The 13,111-nt window shown below is 60.6% G+C and carries 16 protein-coding genes; 8 read left to right on the top strand and 8 right to left on the bottom strand.

Annotated features, from left to right (window positions below; all coding sequences use genetic code 11):
* Window positions 1-68 precede the first annotated feature (68 nt).
* Window positions 69-839: a GntR family transcriptional regulator gene (locus CEY11_RS06855; RefSeq protein ID WP_198958844.1), complete on the bottom strand. Its 771-nt coding sequence runs from the start codon at window positions 837-839 to the stop codon at window positions 69-71.
* A 180-nt stretch (window positions 840-1,019) separates the two neighbouring features.
* On the opposite strand from CEY11_RS06855, the gene CEY11_RS06860 reads away from it, so the two are divergent.
* From CEY11_RS06860 to CEY11_RS06875, 4 genes are all read left to right on the top strand, one after another.
* Window positions 1,020-1,880 (top strand): fumarylacetoacetate hydrolase family protein, encoded by an 861-nt coding sequence (locus CEY11_RS06860; RefSeq protein WP_088602764.1) that lies wholly within the window; start codon window positions 1,020-1,022, stop codon window positions 1,878-1,880.
* A gap of 43 nt (window positions 1,881-1,923) precedes the next feature.
* Window positions 1,924-2,502, top strand: coding sequence for an amino acid synthesis family protein (locus CEY11_RS06865; RefSeq protein WP_088602592.1), 579 nt, complete (start codon window positions 1,924-1,926; stop codon window positions 2,500-2,502).
* Window positions 2,503-2,528: 26 nt separating this feature from the next.
* Window positions 2,529-3,077 carry a VOC family protein gene (locus CEY11_RS06870; protein ID WP_088602593.1) on the top strand — a complete coding sequence of 183 codons (549 nt, stop codon included), beginning with the start codon at window positions 2,529-2,531 and terminating at the stop codon, window positions 3,075-3,077.
* Between the two features lie 119 nt (window positions 3,078-3,196).
* Window positions 3,197-4,162 (top strand): tripartite tricarboxylate transporter substrate binding protein, encoded by a 966-nt coding sequence (locus CEY11_RS06875; RefSeq protein WP_088602594.1) that lies wholly within the window; start codon window positions 3,197-3,199, stop codon window positions 4,160-4,162.
* 271 nt (window positions 4,163-4,433) lie between these two features.
* Here CEY11_RS06875 and CEY11_RS25685 read toward each other — a convergent pair whose 3' ends face one another.
* The 4 genes from CEY11_RS25685 to CEY11_RS06895 all read right to left on the bottom strand — a co-directional run bounded on the left by CEY11_RS25685 (window position 4,434) and on the right by CEY11_RS06895 (window position 7,139).
* A complete protein-coding gene (locus CEY11_RS25685) occupies window positions 4,434-4,643 on the bottom strand; it encodes a PIN domain-containing protein (protein ID WP_233154745.1) in 210 nt (69 codons plus the stop codon).
* A complete protein-coding gene (gene vapB, locus CEY11_RS06885) occupies window positions 4,643-4,876 on the bottom strand; it encodes a type II toxin-antitoxin system VapB family antitoxin (RefSeq protein ID WP_088602595.1) in 234 nt (77 codons plus the stop codon). The genes CEY11_RS25685 and vapB overlap by 1 nt, the downstream gene beginning before the upstream one ends.
* 122 nt (window positions 4,877-4,998) lie before the next feature.
* Window positions 4,999-5,871: a glutathione-dependent disulfide-bond oxidoreductase gene (yghU, locus tag CEY11_RS06890; RefSeq protein ID WP_088602596.1), complete on the bottom strand. Its 873-nt coding sequence runs from the start codon at window positions 5,869-5,871 to the stop codon at window positions 4,999-5,001.
* Window positions 5,872-5,963: 92 nt separating this feature from the next.
* Window positions 5,964-7,139 (bottom strand): M20 aminoacylase family protein, encoded by a 1,176-nt coding sequence (locus CEY11_RS06895; RefSeq protein ID WP_088602765.1) that lies wholly within the window; start codon window positions 7,137-7,139, stop codon window positions 5,964-5,966.
* Between the two features lie 271 nt (window positions 7,140-7,410).
* Between CEY11_RS06895 and CEY11_RS06900 the strand changes: the two genes are divergently transcribed.
* Together CEY11_RS06900 and CEY11_RS06905 are read left to right on the top strand one after the other, a co-directional pair.
* Complete coding sequence (locus CEY11_RS06900) at window positions 7,411-8,238, top strand: LysR family transcriptional regulator (RefSeq protein ID WP_233154746.1); 828 nt, start codon at window positions 7,411-7,413, stop codon at window positions 8,236-8,238.
* Between the two features lie 154 nt (window positions 8,239-8,392).
* Entirely contained in the window at window positions 8,393-9,406 is a 1,014-nt protein-coding gene (locus tag CEY11_RS06905; RefSeq protein ID WP_088602598.1) for a tripartite tricarboxylate transporter substrate binding protein, read from the top strand.
* A gap of 66 nt (window positions 9,407-9,472) precedes the next feature.
* Here CEY11_RS06905 and CEY11_RS06910 read toward each other — a convergent pair whose 3' ends face one another.
* Genes CEY11_RS06910 through CEY11_RS06920 form a run of 3 tightly spaced genes read right to left on the bottom strand, consistent with a single transcriptional unit; the run spans window position 9,473 to window position 12,046 of the window.
* Window positions 9,473-10,447 carry a Bug family tripartite tricarboxylate transporter substrate binding protein gene (locus CEY11_RS06910; RefSeq protein WP_088602599.1) on the bottom strand — a complete coding sequence of 325 codons (975 nt, stop codon included), beginning with the start codon at window positions 10,445-10,447 and terminating at the stop codon, window positions 9,473-9,475.
* Between the two features lie 52 nt (window positions 10,448-10,499).
* Complete coding sequence (locus tag CEY11_RS06915; RefSeq protein WP_088602600.1) at window positions 10,500-10,862, bottom strand: DUF4387 domain-containing protein; 363 nt, start codon at window positions 10,860-10,862, stop codon at window positions 10,500-10,502.
* Window positions 10,859-12,046 (bottom strand): acyclic terpene utilization AtuA family protein, encoded by a 1,188-nt coding sequence (locus CEY11_RS06920; RefSeq protein WP_233154769.1) that lies wholly within the window; start codon window positions 12,044-12,046, stop codon window positions 10,859-10,861. The genes CEY11_RS06915 and CEY11_RS06920 overlap by 4 nt, the downstream gene beginning before the upstream one ends.
* 22 nt (window positions 12,047-12,068) lie before the next feature.
* Here CEY11_RS06920 and CEY11_RS25690 point away from each other — a divergent pair, with 22 nt between their 5' ends.
* Both CEY11_RS25690 and CEY11_RS06925 read left to right on the top strand, forming a co-directional pair.
* Window positions 12,069-12,254, top strand: a complete 186-nt coding sequence (locus tag CEY11_RS25690) for a hypothetical protein (RefSeq protein ID WP_233154774.1) — start codon at window positions 12,069-12,071, stop codon at window positions 12,252-12,254.
* A gap of 122 nt (window positions 12,255-12,376) precedes the next feature.
* Window positions 12,377-13,045: a GntR family transcriptional regulator gene (locus CEY11_RS06925; protein ID WP_158215221.1), complete on the top strand. Its 669-nt coding sequence runs from the start codon at window positions 12,377-12,379 to the stop codon at window positions 13,043-13,045.
* Window positions 13,046-13,111: the final 66 nt, after the last annotated feature.

Here is a 13,111-nt window from a genome sequence, read left to right on the forward strand (position 1 = left end):
GCTTTCGCTCTCGTCGTGGGCTTTCCGCCGACAGTGCGGCGGGCCTCGGGCGGTGTACCCGGATGGCCCTAGTGCGCCGGCTTGCCCGCCGCCATTTTCTGCAATGCCTGCGTGACGTTGCGTTCGGTCGCCTGGATATGTTCGCGCAGCAGGGCAATTGAATTGTCCACGTTGCGCTCGAGTATGGACTTCATCAGCACCTGGTGCTCGGAATGCTTGCGCCGCTGGGCCTGCCGGTGCCTGGCCGAATAGCGGCGATAGCGGTCGGCGCGGTCGAACAATTCCATGACCATTGCGTCCAGCAATGGAGATGCGCAGTTCGCGTAGGTGGCCTGGTGGAAGTCGCGGTGCCGTTGCGACCACTCGTCATCGAGGATGACAGCCTGGTCGCCCAGGCGCTGTTCGATGCGCGCCAGGGAATGCGCCGCCGATACGATGCGGGCCTCCCAGGCATCGTCGCCGTGGGAAATCGAGTCGCGTAGCGCCTCGCATTCGATCAGCAGCCGTACGCGCGTCAGGTCGGCGATGCCGGCGATGGTCAGCGGCGCGACGCGAAACCCTTTGTTGTCGATGGAGCGCACGAACCCTTGTTCGGACAGGCGGCTGAGCGCCTCGCGCACCGGGCTGCTGCTGATTTCGAATTGTTTACTTAATGTTTCTACGCGCAGCCTTTGCTCGGGCGCGAATTCGCAGCGAAGTATGGCCAGGCGTATATGCCGGTACGCACGCTCGGCCAGCGGCAAGTCTGCTTGAAGAAGGGTGTCCATTGTTGATCGGTGGGTAACGGCGGGCATAGGCTGGGTTTCCTGGCTGGCCAGCCCATGGGCTGCCAGTGCCATGCCTTACCTTGCAAATTGGCGCTTCCTGGGCATGGCGCTGATACTCGTGCGGGTAGTGTAAGCGCAGACTGAGCTTTGGACTCCTGGGGTTTACACCTATGCATATTCTATTTATTTATGCATTATTATACTTTTTATGCACAAAATGGCGACGCGCCAGAATCGATAGAGGAAACGAAAATGAAACTGATCTCGTATGTCCACAATGGTAAAGAAGCATGGGGGGCCGTGGTGGACGGCAAGGTAATCGACTTGGCGGGCGTCGCCGGCCTGCCGACGCTGGCCGATTTCGTCGGCAGCGATCTTTATGCGCAAAGAGACGACCTGGCCAAGCGCGGCAAGGCGGTTGCAGCGCTTGGCGATGTGACGCTGTTGCCGGTGATCCCGCGTCCGGAAAAGATCGTGTGCGCGGTGCGCAACTACATGGATCACCATAAAGAAGTGCTGGCCGCGGGCATGCAGCGCGAGCTGTCGCAAGAGCCGCCGATTTTCCTGCGCGTATGGCGCTCGCAGTGCGCGCATGATGCGCCCATCGTCTGCCCGAACGTCTCGGACTCGCTGGACTGGGAAGGCGAGCTTGCCGTGATCATAGGCAAGGGCGGCCGCAATATTGCGGAAGACCAGGCCTACGAGCACGTGGCGGGCTATTCCTGCTACAACGACGGCAGCGTGCGCGAATGGCAGTTCCATGCCAAGCAGATCGCCTCGGGCAAGAACTTCGAGTCCACCGGGGGCTTCGGGCCCTGGCTGGTCACGGCCGACGAAATCCAGCCCGGCCAGAAATTGAAGATCGAAACGCGCCTGAACGGCGAGACGGTGCAGTCCAGCGACACCAGCCATATGATCTTCAGCATCCCCAAGCTGATCAACTACGCTTCCACCATCTTCACGCTGGTGCCGGGCGACGTCATTGCCACCGGCACGCCGGCCGGGGTGGGCTGGAGCCGCAAGCCGCCGCGCTTCATGAAACCGGGTGACGTATGTGAAGTGGAAATCGAGGGCGTCGGCGTGCTGCGCAATCCGATCGTGGCGCAGAGCTGATCCCTGCGCCCTGGATTCAATTCATCCATCTTTCGGAATCGACATGTCCCTGATCGAAGTGCGCAAGCGCAGCCTTACCATCGAGACCATTTATCACGAAGGGGGCCCGGTAGCGGATGCCCCGCTCAAGCTGGCCACCGCGGCAGCGGTGGTGCGTAATCCCTATGCGGGGCGCTACGAGCCCGATCTTTTGCCCTTCATGGCCGAGCTGCGCACGCTGGGTGCTGCCTTGGCGCAAGACCTCGTCGACGCCCTGGGCGCCGACAACATCGAGGTCTACGGCAAGGCGGCCATTGTCGGCGTCAACGGCGAACTCGAACACGCCGCGGTCTGGCACGAGGCGGGCGGCTGGGCCATGCGGGCGGTGCTGGGCGAGCCCAAGGCCATGGTGCCGGCGGCCAAGGCGGTGGCTGTCGCGGGTTTTCGCCTGATGATCCCCTTGCACTACATCCATGCCTCGTATGTGCGCAGCCACTACAACACGGTAGAAATCAGCATCCAGGACGCCCCGCGCCCGAACGAGATTCTGTTCGGCCTGGCCATGGGCACGGGGGGGCGTGTGCATGCGCGCCTGGGCGGGCTCGCCAAAGAGCAGGTGTCCGTCCATGATGGGCAGCGCTAAGCGTGCCGACGCAGGAAGGAGTCGCCATGGAGCCGCGTTTTGAGCCCAATCTTTCGCACGTCGGGGTGTGCTGCATCGACCTGGACAAGATGATCGATTTTTATACGCAGGTGTTCGGCCTGCGGGTCACGGACAAGGGGCGCGGGCATACCTTCCCGTACATGCTGGCTTTCCTGAGCGGCAAGGCCGACCAGCATCACCAGCTGGCGCTGTCCCAGAACCGGCCGGCCGATGCGCCCAGCACCGTGATGCAGCTGTCGTTCAAGGTGCAGAGCATCGGGCACCTGCGCGAAGCCCGCAGCCGGGCCCTGCGCCACGGCGCGACGCGGATGCGCGGACTGAACCACGGCAATGCCCTGTCCATTTACTTTGCGGATCCGGAAGACAACACGGTCGAGGTGTATCTGGATACGCCCTGGTACGTGGGGCAGCCGCATGGCGACCCGCTGGATCTGGATCGGCCCGACCAAGAGATCTGGGCCGAAACGGAAGCCCTGTGCAGGAAGGATCCGAGCTTCAAGCCCGTGGCGCAATGGAGCGCGGAGTTCGCGCGCAGGTTGGCGCCGCCGGGCTGAGCAAGCATTACCGCAGTTTCATTATTTTTCACTAAAGGAGAAGGGCCGCATAGCGCGGGCCTGGGGCCGAATACGCATGTAATCGGCGGCCGCGCCCATGCCGCCCAAATGACAAAGCCATGAACGGAAAATTCCTTACCACATGTTTTGCCGCGGCCTGCACGCTTTCGGCGGCGGCCTTCGCCCAAACCTATCCTGATCGCCCGGTACGCATCATCCAGGGCTACGCGGCCGGAGGCAATGCGGACACGATTGCCCGAGTCGTCGGCACCGAGATGTCCAAAGAGCTCAAGCAGTCTTTCATCGTGGAGTCCCAGTCTGGGGCGGGCGGAACGATTGCTGCCGGCTATGTGGCGCGCAGCAAGCCCGACGGCTATACCTTGCTGCTGGCCACGGGCGGCCACGCCGTGGCCGACGCGCTATACAAAAAGCTCAGCTACCACACGGTGGACGGCTTCCACATGATCTCGACGATCACCTTCTTCCCGTTCCTTTGGGTGGTGCCGGCCGATTCGAAGTATTCGACGCTGGCCGAGGTGCTGAAGGCGGCCCGCAGCGGGGGGCAAAGCATCACGTACGGCACCGCGGGGGTCGGGACGACGCACCACCTGGCGGGCGAGCTGCTGAACAAGTCGGCCCAGGTCAAGATGGTACATGTTCCGTACCGCGGCGATGCCGCGTCGGTCGTTGCGCTCTTGGGCCATCAGGTCGATATGATTATTGCGCCGCCCACCGCGGTCATCGGCTACATACAGTCTGGCAGGCTCAAGGCCCTGGCCACCACCGGCCCCGAACGCTGGCCCACGCTGCCCAAGGTGCCCACGGTCGCCGAGCAGGGCGTGCCCGGCTACGACGTCAGATCCTGGGCCGGGCTCATGGCCCCCGCGGGTACGCCGGATTCGGTGGTCAAAGTGCTGAATACCGCGGTACAGAACGCCTTGAAGGTGCCGGCGGTGAAAACCCGGCTCGAAGCCATGGGCGGCGAAGCCAAGGGCAGCACCCCCGAAGAAATGACCACGATGGTGCGCAACGAGGTAAAGAAGTGGGGCACCGTTGCCGCCGGGGCCGGGATCGTCAAGCAGTAGCGGCTTGATGCCAATGGCTGGAGGACTGCGGATATGCGGCAGAATACAAGGATGTGTTCGCCGCTACGCCCAGCCTTCCAGCAACAGCCCTGGTACCTGGGCCAATTCGCGTGAATTGTTCGTTACCAGTACGTAGCCGATGGCCAAGGCGTGTCCGGCAATTGCAGCATCGTTATTACTGATAGGCGTGCCCTTTGCGGCCAATAGGGTACGCAAGCGAGCGGTTTCATCGACCGCATGCGCATCCCGGGGCAAGATGCGCATCCAGGCGCTACACACAAGCGTCTACTATTGTTGCTACTTTCGGAGATGCTTTCGGACTAATTGCGCCGAAGCGCAGCTCGGAATAGGTAATAGCGAACACGACGATCCGCTGCCGTTTGCCTACAGCCTGTTCCAGGCGAACCAATACCGACTGCGGCCTTTCGCGCATTATGAAAGAGCAGATGTTGGTATCGAGCATATAGACGGCCCGGTTCATCAGGAATCACCTGGGAACCGGCCGTCGTCTATCACATCCTGGCGTTGCGCCAGGAAGTCTTCGTCGGCTGCCGGCGTGTCGTGCAGGGAACCCCATGAGGGGCGGACGGGCTGCAGGATCAGTGCGTCGCCCTTGCGTAGGATTTCGAGCTCGGTCACCCCCTGGAATTCCATGTCGCGAGGAATGCGGATAGCCTGATTGCTGTTGTTCCGGAAGATGGATACGGTACGCATGCTAGAGGCTCCTGCCCGGTAGATTCAAGGCACAGTAAGCGTTTCAGCGTAGTTTGGCATATGGTCTGGCATATGTTTTGGCGTGCGCCTGCATATGCCGGTTTTCAGCCTCTGATTCGGGTCTATTTCGCGTCCAGCTTGTCCTGCGTCTTGGTGTCGAAGTCGCTGGCGTCGTGGCGTTCGTGCAGCTGGTCGGCAGGGTCGCCGGACAGGCGGTTGACCTTGCGGCCGCGCACTACCGCCGGCCGCGCCAGGATCTGGTCGGCCCAGCGCTGCACGTTCTTGTAGTCCTGCACCGACAGGAATTCCGCCGCGCCATACTGCCAGCCCTTGGCCAGGCCGCCGTACCAGGGGAACACCGCGATGTCGGCGATCGTGTAGTCGGCGCCGCCCAGATATTCGCTTTCGGCCAGGCGGCGATCCAGCACGTCGAGCTGGCGCTTGACTTCCATGGCGTAGCGGTCGATGGCGTATTCGTACTTGACCGGCGCATAGGCATAGAAGTGGCCGAAGCCCCCGCCCAGGTAGGGCGCGCTGCCCATCTGCCAGAACAGCCAGGACAGGCATTCGGCGCGCGCCGGCTGTTCGGTCGGCAACAGGGCGCCGAACTTCTCGGCCAGGTAGAGCAGAATGGAGCCGGACTCGAACACGCGTATGGGTTCGGGGCCCGAGCGATCCATCAGCGCCGGTATCTTGGAGTTCGGGTTCACGGCAACGAAACCGCTGCCGAACTGGTCGCCGTCGCGGATGCGGATCATCCAGGCGTCGTATTCCGCCCCGCTATGGCCCAGCGCCAGCAATTCTTCCAGCATGATCGTGACCTTCTGGCCGTTGGGCGTGCCCAGAGAGTACAACTGCAGCGGATGGCGCCCGATGGGCAGTTCCTGGTCGTGCGTGGGGCCGGCGATGGGCCGGTTGATCTCGGCGAAGCGTCCGCCGCTGGGCTTGTGCCATGTCCAGACTTTGGGAGGGATGTAGTCGGGGGTGTCGGCCATGAATGAGTCTCCGTGAGTGCTAGTTTGCCATGGTGGCGGCAGAACAGACAGTTTATGCTGTTTGCGTGGCGCCTTCGGCGGCTGGCACCATTTCAGGCCTGGCTTTGGGGCAGAAGCTGCTGGGCCAGTGTTATCCAATAGGCGGCCCCAAATGGCAATGCGTCGTCATTGAAGTCGTAGTATGGGTTGTGCAGCGGAGGGTCGTTGTCGCTGCGCGCGGTGCCCAGCATGATGTAGGCGCCCGGGCGCGCCTGCTGCATGAAACTGAAGTCTTCGGATCCGACGCGCGGGCGGCAGTGGGTATCGACGTTGGCTTTGCCGGCGACGGCTTGCGCGGCGCGTATCGCGGCCTGCGTGGGCGCGGCGGGATTGACCACGGCGGGGTAGCCTTCCCGGTAATCGAGTTCGATACGAGTCGCGCTGCTGAGTGCGATGCCGTCGCAAATCTGGCCGATGCGTTCCTGCGCCAGTTTGCGCACCGGGGCGGCAAATGATCTGCAAGTGCCGCGGATCAGCGCCTCTTGGGGCAGCACGTTCCAGGTGTCGCCAGCCTTGATCTGCGTGACGCTGAGTATCAATGATTCCAAGGGGTCGACATTGCGGCTGACCACGTTCTGCAACGCCGCCACCACATAGGCGGCTGCAACGATCGCATCGGTTCCGGTGTGTGGTGCGGCCGCATGGGCACCCTTGCCGGTGATCTTTATTTCGAAGAAGTCGGACGCCGAGAACATGGCGCCCTCGCGGATTGCGAAAGTGCCCAGCGGAAATTGCGGGAAGTTGTGCAGCCCGTAAACGGCGTCGCAGGGGAAACGCTCGAACAAGCCCTGTTCCACCATGCGCCGGCCACCGCCTTCGTTTTCTTCGGCCGGCTGGAAGATGAAGTGCAGGGTGCCGCGAAATGGCTTGTGCTCGCTGAGATAAGCGGCGGCCCCCAGCAGCATGGCGGTATGGCCGTCGTGGCCGCAGGCGTGCATTTTTCCGGAATACGCCGAAGCGTGCGGACAATCGCCTTTTTCCTGCATGTTCAAAGCGTCCATGTCTGCCCGCAAGCCCAGGCTCGGGCCCGCGCCATTGTGCAAGGTGCCGACGACCCCGGTGCCGGCCAGCCCGCGATCCACTGCCATGCCCATGGCGCCCAGCGCCGCCGCGACCATGTCCGAGGTGCGGTGTTCTTCGAAGGCAGTTTCGGGGTGGCTGTGCAGGTCGTGGCGCCACTCGGCCATTTGTAGGCGCAGCGGCTGGGAAATCAGTTGCAATGGATCCATGGGCGTGCTCGGTGTCATAGTGAATAGACGGTAGGCTGACGGGATGCCTGCCCTGGATTTTCCCGATTGTTCTGGATTGCAACAATGACAATTGAAAATTAATATTGTTGTGAATTCTGAAACAAAGGCATCATGGCTTCGTAAGGGACATTTATGCAGAAGTTGTTCAATGCCCAGCGCCTGCAGTATTTTCTGCAGGTCACCGTGTCGGGCTCGGTGCGCGGGCGCCGCCGAAACGCTGGGCGTGGATCCCTCGTCGATCAGTCGGGCCGTGTCCCAGCTCGAGGAGGAGACGGGTTTGTGCCTGATGGAGCGCAAGGGGCGTGGGGTGGTTCCGTCGGAGGCGGGCAAGATTCTTGCGCGCTATGCTCGGCGCCAGCTCGACATATTGGAAGATTTCCACGAAGAGGTCAGGCAGTCGAGGAATGCCGACCGCGGCCATGTCGACCTGGCCTTGGGGGAAGGGATGCTGGATCTGTTCTTTTACCCGATGATCACGAACTACATGCGCGAGCACGAGAACATTACATTGAGCCTGGCCGTCTCCAGCGTGGATCGGCACGTCATCGACATCGTCGAAGACAAGGTGGACATCGGCTTGCTGTATGGCGAATTCCATGACGTGCGCCTGCGCCATCACGTAAGCCTGCCAGCGCTGCCCATCCAGGCCATCGTGCACCGGTCTCATCCGCTGGCACGCATCGAGCGGCCGCTGATGCTGGCGGATCTGGCCGCCTACAATTCGGCCACGCTGCACGAGGGCTTCGGCCTGCGGCAGTATGTGCGTGCGGCTGAAATCAGCGAGCAAGCGCAATTGCGGCACACGCTGTCCACCTCGTCCTTCCGAGCCTTGTTCCAGTTCGCCAACGCCGGCCTCGGCTATGTCTTGTGCACGCGGGCCTTCATCACCTGGTTCAATATGCCCGAACTCGTGGCGCTGCCCATGAACAATCCGATTTTCAACCAGTGCGGTATTGCCGTCGTCACCCGGGCCGGCCGGCACCTTTCGGCGGCCGCCAAGTCGCTGCTGGAATACCTGGTCAAACATGTTCCGCAAAACACGCCGCCGCCGGGGCAGACCGTGGGCGTTGCGCAATAAGCAAAGTGTCGCGCCGTAATTGTTGCGTAAACCGCATGCATTGATGCTTGCGGCTGTCATTGTTCCCCGGCTGAGCGGCTAATAAGCTGATGATCCGGATCGGGCGTTTGCCGTTCGAGCGTTCCGTTCATCTTGCTTATCAAAGGAAAAGAGCATGGTCAGGAGATATTCCCGCGTTGTGCGGGCCACATTGGCGCTCGCGCTTGCCGCGGGCGCCTGTCTGCTGTCGCCCTTGTCGGCGGCGAGTGCGGCCGAAACATACCCAAGCGCCGGCCCGGTGACGCTGATCGTCCCGTATCCCGCGGGTGGGCCGAGCGACACCACGGCGCGGATATTCGCCGACCCGATCGGCAAGACCCTGCATCAGAAAGTCATAGTGGACAACATCGGCGGCGCAACGGGCACCATCGCCGCGAACCGCGTGCTGAACGCGAAGGCTGATGGCTACCTGTTTTTCCAGGGCTCGCCGAACGAGTTGATTCTGCCCACGCTGGTCAACAAAGCGGTGACTTTCAAGCCCGAAGACTTCGATATGGTGCAGCCGATCGCCAGGGCCACGATCGTGCTCGTGGCGCGCTCGAACCTGGGCGTCGACAGCCTGGATGATTTCATACGCCTGGCCCGCAAGAGAAAGGACGCGCCACTGAGCTTCGGCAGCGTGGGCATGGGCTCTATGTACCACTTGATTACCGAGCGCATGGCCAAGGAAATGGGCTTCAAGGTGCAGCATGTGCCCTATCGGGGTTCTTCTCCGGCCCTGATCGACCTGGCTGGCGGGCGCATCGATTTTGCCGTGCTGCCGTTCCAGACTTCCATGCTCAGCCTGCAGCATGAGGGCCGGCTGAAAATCATTTCCACGCTCGGCAGCAAGGCGCCGCCGGCGCTGAACGAGATTCCCAAGGTCACCGACAGCAAGCTGCTGAAGAATTTCGACTATGGAATCACGGGGGCTTACTTCGTGAAGAAGGGCACCCCGCAGAAGACTATGGACGCGCTGCACCAGGCCATCGATTATGCGTTGCAGCAGCCGGCCGTGCGCCAGAGTATGGAAGAAGAAGGGCGCTCTGTCTTCGATCCCATGAGCGCCGATGCGAGCCGGGCATACTGGAAAAAGGAAATCCAGGACTTGCGCGGACTGGTTGAAATAGTGGGCTACCAGGCGCAATAGCTGCGGGCCGGCGCGCGGCGTTCATGAACGCCCATGAACGCCGCGCATCGTCTCGCGGCATGGATTTCAGTTGTCTGTTTTAGGTACCCTGCGCCACTTTTCTACTTCGGAATCAATATATGCCTGGAATTTTTCCGGAGGGAGGCTGCTTGCCTGCAGCCCTTGTGCGTCGATCGCCTTGATGACGCCGGGATCTTTCAAGGCTACGCTGATGTGTTGCCTGAGCCACGACAAGGCGTCCGCCGGGATGCCGGCCGGGGCGACTATGCCCAGCCAGCCTTCGACGACGTAGCCCGGCAGGCCGGCCTCGGCGAATGTGGGCACGTCGGGCAGAAGCGGCGAGCGTTCGGTGCTGGTGACTGCCAGTGCGCGGACATCGCCGTGCTTGATATGTGGCACGGAATTCGCAATCGACGAGAACATCAGCTGTATGTTGCCGCTGATCAGGTCTATCATCGCGGGGCCGGCGCCGCGGTATGGAACGTGCGTCATTTTCACGTGGGTCATTTGCTTGAACAGCTCGCCCGCGACGTGGGGTGAGGTTCCATTTCCGGCCGATCCGAAATTAAGCGCCGTCTTTCCCGATTGGCCAAGTTTGATTAGCTCCGCTACGGAATGCACCGGCAGCTTGGGGTTCACCAGCAGTACATTGCTGGCTTTGCACAGCATGCTCACTGCGGTCAAATCTTTGGTCACGTCATAGTTGGGCTTTTCGGGCATGCTCATGTTGATGGCATGGGATGTGACGATCATTCCTATCGTGTAGCCATCGGCCGGAGAGTGAACCATCGTGCTCATGCCTATGTTGCCGCCCGCTCCGGGGCGGTTTTCTATGACAAAGGTGGCTTTCGTTTTCTGTGCGATGTTTTCAGCTACTATGCGTGCGACCACATCTGTTGCGCCCGCTGGGGTAAACGGTACTATGAAGCGGATGGGCTTGTCGGGATAGGCAGCCGAAGCGGGGGCGGCTGTGAATGCCAGAGTGGTGCCGATGGCCAGGGCGCTTGCGATCAGAGATGTGATGCGTGGTTTCCAGTTCATATTGTCTCCTGTTGAAATAGGTGATGCCACGGGGTTTGGGCACACCGCGGTGTCATTCGTTGGGTGATTGGGTGTCGAATTGGTTTTGCGGCGTGCCGGGGATCTGGACTTCCGCCAACGGGATATGCTGCTGGCAGCAGTGCATGTCGGTTTCGCCGATGCTGCCTTGGGGGCGCGGGCGCGGCAGGGTGATTTTGATTGATTGGATCCGATCAAAGAATCCCAAGGTAATGATCTTTTCGGGCGTCACTTTGTACAAACGGCAAATCAGCGTTTCGTTGATGACACCGCTGTCCCGTACGTGCTCGTAGGTTTCTCTCTGTGCGAAGATGACGTCGAAAGTTACTTCGAAGGGCCCGGCGTTTTTGCTTCGAACTACTTTGGCCAGGCTGCTGAGCGGCTTCGAGCCAGTCATGGTTTGATCTCCAAAAATTTAATTGGAAAGCATTCGGTAGGAGACTCCAGCTCCATCAGGTGATAGATATTGAAAGCGCACACTTCACCCAGGGGGATCTCGAGGGGAGTGAAGGGCATGGCGAGATTTCCTGCCGTCGCCTGTTTACCCTCATAGGGCGCATGCAGGATGGAGGTGCGCAATCGTCCGCAGATGGCGTTGGCCATTTCTTGTGTGGTCGCGGCCACTTCGCCGATGATGCACAGTTCTTTACCTACCAGGTCGGGTCTGGGTTCCAGATGGCCCATGACGCCGTTTTTTCCATATATATGAAATTCGATGCGATAGTCGTCGGGGCTGATATCGTTGAAGTACTTGCGTACATCCTGTTGGATGCGTTCGATGACCGGGTCGATTTGGGCGATGAATTTCGGGTCTCGGGCACCGCCTATGAAAATGCTGCGATATCCCAATCGTTTGGCGCCTTCCAGTTTTACGGTGTAGGCCTGCGAGGGAACAAAGCGGCTGCCGCTGACGCGAACGCGGCGATCTGTAATCTGTTCGAAGGTGCATTCCGACACATCGAGCATGCCGCCCGGGCCATACAGAAAATAAGGATGTGACTTTTCGTATAGGGTATGGGCGGAGACTGAAGCGGTAGTACAGCGCTCGGAAGGGTTCAGGGGCTCCAGTTCGAAATAGTCGCGGTGCATGTAGCCCATGATGTTGCGCCCGTTTGGTTCTGCGCACATGGCTCCGCATTCCATGATTTTTCCCATGTGCCATGACAGCGCGGGGTCGAAACCATGATGCATGCATACGGCGGCCAATGGGGCTGGATCGTAGGCGCGGCCGGCAATGACGAGGCTCGGCGCCGAGTTTGACCGCATGGCGCCCAGAAAGGGCTCGGCGCCCATTTGAGCGACTACATTCGTAGCCGCGGAGATTTCACTGGCGGTCAGTTCTGGTACGGGGCCCAATGGCCGGACTCTTCCCGATTGCAGGCGACCGGCTACCAGATCTTTCGGGATGTCGCTATAGATGGCCGCGGCATTAAATGTCAGCTTGTGAGCCGTGGCTATTTCACGCGCAATGTCCAGGAAATAGTCGACATGTGCGTTGGTGCCGTCTCCGCCGGCCGAGCTGATGTAAATGGGAATTCCGTGTTTATGGCCTGCTTCGAGCACTACGGTCAAGTCGCGCACATAAGCCTGTCGGCTGCACGTCGTGCTGCCCAAGCCCAGTTTTTGCGGGCCGCTGTCCGTCGAGCCGGCGTCGATGGTGATGGCATGCGGCTTGAGCGCCAACCCGCGTTCGAACCCGTCGATGACCAAGCCGTATCCGAGCATGCCGGTGGGTGTGAGGATGCGTAATTCGCTCTCCAATTTTTTTCTCCCTGAAATGCCGCTTTGAATTTCAATGCCCCGGATTATGGTTGGAATTCACGTTGAATGCAAGTGGTATACCAATGGTGCACAAAAAAGAAATCCAGCGTATACTTTAGTCTCGATAGCTAGAACGCTCCGAGTATGTCAATGGAAACAGTCGAAGAAATTACGTTGGAAGAGGCATCGGATATTTCACGTTCCGACATGGCGCATCGAACTCTCATGAAGATGTTGCTGGCGGGGGAGCTCGAGCCGAATGAAGTCCTGACCGAAAGGCAAATTGCGCTGCGCCTGGGTATGTCGCGCACGCCGGTTCGAGAGGCGGTGCGCCGGCTGGAAGGCGAGCGCCTGCTAGAACGCCAGCGCAGCGGCGCATTAGTCGTGCGCGCCCTGCCGGTGGAAGAATTCATGCACATTCTGGCTGTCAGGCGTTTGCTCGAGGGTGAGGCCGCCAGCCGGGCAGCGGGCAAGATCCCCGCGGCCAAGCTCGAAGTTCTCATGACGCGGATCGAGGGCATTCTGGCTTTGCCAGAAGACGTCATCACTCCCGATCCTACAGATGGCGTCGATCTTCATATGCTGATTGTGAACGCCTGCGGCAACCCGGTTCTGCAGCAAATGATTGCCGATCTTCGAACTCGCACTGCCATGTTCAGGCTGGGCCGCCTGCCGATGCGCCGCCACGCGGTTTGCGCGGAACACCTGGCTATCATCGAAGCCATTATGCAAGGCGACGCGGAGCGTGCCCGGCAAGCCATGCAGCATCATATCGATCAGGTCAGGGTAACCATACTTGCCCGTCTGGGCGAAAAGTAGATCAAGTCAACACGGCGTAGGTAACGCGACACGGCGCGCAGGTTCTGCCTGGCGTGCAAGGGGTTC

The organism is Candidimonas nitroreducens (assembly GCF_002209565.1).
GTDB lineage: Bacteria > Pseudomonadota > Gammaproteobacteria > Burkholderiales > Burkholderiaceae_B > Candidimonas > Candidimonas nitroreducens.